The sequence below is a fragment of the Dietzia sp. DQ12-76 genome (assembly GCF_014145045.1).
GTDB lineage: Bacteria > Actinomycetota > Actinomycetes > Mycobacteriales > Mycobacteriaceae > Dietzia.
Genome location: NZ_JAALDV010000544.1, coordinates 1 through 2,026, shown reverse-complemented (window position 1 = coordinate 2,026; position 2,026 = coordinate 1). Strand labels below are relative to the sequence as shown.

Below are 2,026 nucleotides of genomic sequence, written 5' to 3'. Positions count from 1 at the left end.
CGGACGAGCAGAACCGCGTCGACGAACGCCGGGTCGGCCGCGAAGTACCCGAGCCGCCCGCCGGCGAACGCGAAGGCCTTGCTCATGGTGCGCGAGACGACCAGCTTCGCCGGGAACTCGGCCAGGAGCGTGCACGCGCTCGGCGAGGGGGAGAACTCCGCGTACGCCTCGTCGACCACGACGATCCCCGGTGCCGCGCCGATCAGCCGCCGCAGGTCGTCCAGCTCGATCACGTGGCCCGTCGGATTGTTGGGTGTCGTGAGGAAGACGATGTCGGGGCGGTGGCCGGCGATCGCCGCGAGCGCGGCCTCGACGTCGATCGCCAGGTCCGCGCCCCGGTCGACCGGGATCCACTCGGTGTCCGTGCCCGCAGCGAGGATCGGGTGCATCGAGTAGCTGGGGACGAATCCCATCGCGCTGCGACCGGGCCCGCCGAAGGCCTGCAGCAACTGCTGGAGGATCTCGTTGGAGCCGTTGGCCGCCCACACCATGTCCACGTCCACCTCCACGCCGGTCTGCCGGGTGAGGTAGGCGGCGAGGTCGGTGCGCAGGTCGACGGCGTCCCGGTCCGGGTAGCGGTTGAGGTCGGCCGCGGCCGCGGAGACCGCGTCGGCGATGTCGGCGATCAGCGCCGCGCTCGGCGGGTGCGGGTTCTCGTTGGTGTTGAGCTGCACCGGCACCTCGAGTTGCGGGGCTCCGTAGGCGCTCGTGCCGCGCAGGTTCTCGCGTAGTGGCAGCGCGTCCAGGCCGACGCCGCGACGAGGGGTGTCGTTCACTTCTGTCCCTCCTCGGCGGCGAGGTCCTCGAAGCGGGCCCGGACGGCCTCACCGTGGGCCGGCAGTCGCTCGGCGTCCGCGAGCGACACGACGGTCGGGGCGATCTCCTTGAGGGCGGCCCGGTCGTAGTCGATGACGTGGATACCGCGCAGGAAGGTCTGGACGCTCAACCCGGACGAGTGGCGTGCGGTCCCCGAGGTGGGCAGGACGTGGTTCGAGCCCGCGGCGTAGTCGCCGAGCGGCACCGGGGAGTAGGCACCCACGAAGATCGCCCCGGCGTTGCGGACTCGGGCGGCGTCGCCCGCCGGGTCACGGGTCTGCACCTCCAGGTGCTCGGCCGCGTACGCGTCCACCACGCGCAGGCCGGCGTCGATGTCGTCCACCAGGACGATGCCCGACTGCGGGCCCTCGAGCGCCTCGCGCACGCGGTCCGAGTTGAGGGTGACGGTGTAGCGGGCCTCGACCTCCCGGGCGACGGCGTCGGCCAGCTGCTCGGAATCGGTGACCAGAACGCTCGCCGCGTTGGGGTCGTGCTCGGCCTGGCTGATGAGGTCGTAGGCGATGTGGACGGGGTCGGCCGTGTGGTCGGCCAGGACGGCGATCTCCGTGGGACCGGCCTCCGAATCGATCCCCACGACGCTGCGGCACAGTCGCTTGGCGGCGGTGACGTAGACATTGCCGGGCCCGGTGACCATGTCGACGGGCTCGAGGCCGAGCCCGTCGGTGTCCTCGCCACCGTGGGCGAGCAGTGCCACGGCCTGTGCGCCTCCGACGGCCCAGACCTCGTCCACCCCGAGCAGGGCACACGCGCCGAGGATGGTGGGGTGCGGCCAGCCACCGGAGTCGGCCTGTGGCGGGGAGGCCACCACGAGGGAACCGACCCCCGCGACCTGCGCCGGCACGACGTTCATGATGACGCTCGACGGGTACACGGCCTTGCCGCCGGGAACGTAGAGGCCCACCCGCTCGACGGGCACCCACTTCTCGGTGACGAAGCCCCCGGCCGCGACCTCGGTCACGGTGTCCGAGCGACGCTGGGCGGAGTGGACGATCCTCGCGCGGCGGATGGCCTCGACCAGGGCCGCGCGCACGTCAGGGTCGAGGGCCTCGCCGGCCTCGGTGATGACCTCGGCGGGGACCCGCACCGAGGTGGGCCGCACCCGGTCGAACTTCTCCCCGTAGTCGAGCGCGGCGCAGGCCCCGTGCTCCCGGACCGCCTCGACCACCGGGCGGACGGTGTCGACGACGGA

General features: G+C 72.7%; 2 protein-coding genes. Both read right to left on the bottom strand.

Features of this window, described 5'->3' with window-relative positions:
- On the bottom strand, positions 1–776 hold a 776-nt coding region (locus G6019_RS17520; protein WP_309230339.1), incomplete at its 3' end, for a histidinol-phosphate transaminase.
- A partial coding sequence (hisD, locus tag G6019_RS16410) for a histidinol dehydrogenase (RefSeq protein WP_182628071.1) occupies positions 773–2,026 on the bottom strand: 1,254 nt, incomplete at its 5' end. The genes G6019_RS17520 and hisD, both read right to left, overlap by 4 nt.